This window comes from Vibrio sp. OPT46 (assembly GCF_015163535.1).
Taxonomy (GTDB): domain Bacteria; phylum Pseudomonadota; class Gammaproteobacteria; order Enterobacterales; family Vibrionaceae; genus Vibrio; species Vibrio alginolyticus.
In genome coordinates this window covers 17973-18615 of sequence record NZ_JADDYG010000302.1, presented here as the reverse complement: position 1 = coordinate 18615, position 643 = coordinate 17973, and the positions used below count along the sequence as shown (strand labels likewise).

At 41.1% G+C, this 643-nt stretch carries 1 protein-coding gene and 1 pseudogene; both read left to right on the top strand.

Annotated features, from left to right (window positions below; all coding sequences use genetic code 11):
* A partial coding sequence (locus IQR33_RS14230) for a heme NO-binding domain-containing protein (protein WP_193843777.1) occupies positions 1-441 on the top strand: 441 nt, incomplete at its 5' end.
* Between the two features lie 7 nt (positions 442-448).
* Positions 449-643, top strand: a pseudogene (locus tag IQR33_RS14225) (hybrid sensor histidine kinase/response regulator); the annotation flags it as partial.

The following is a 643-nucleotide window of genomic DNA, read 5'->3' as shown; positions in this document are numbered from 1 at the left end:
GTTTACACCGCTGTTGGTAGTTACGATCACAAAGACTTGGTTAAGTTGATCGTGAATCTCAGTAAAGTATCTGGTGTTCCCCCCGAGCAACTGCAAGAGGTGTTTGGAGAGTGCGTCTTTTTGAATTTACTTCGCTCTATTCCTAGTCACGCCAGTTTGCAACAGTGTGAAACGACGTTTCAATTTGTTCGCCATGTTGAAGACTTTATTCATGTCGAAGTTAAGAAGCTCTATCCTGATGCTAACCCTCCGCAATTTGATTTCATTAGTGAAAACCAATCCCAATTGGTATTTGACTACCACAGCGCAAGATGTATGTCTCACGTATGCTTAGGATTGATAAAAGGTTGTGCTGCACATTTTGGTGAGGTAGTTCATATCAAACATCAAAACCAGTCAGAAGATGGCAGCAAAGTACGTTTTTGGTTAGAGGCTCAATAAGAACGATATGACGGGAAGTTCCTCATTAGAAAGGAAACTCAAACGAGAAGTTGCATCAAGAAAAGCAGCTGAGCAGCTGTTGGAACAGAAAAGCTTAGAGTTATATGAATCCAACCAGCAACTCAGTGTTGCATTGAAAAAGCTGGAGCTGAAATCTAAAAAGGATCTGCGTAAGTTTGAGTTTGAAGAGCAAATTGATGCC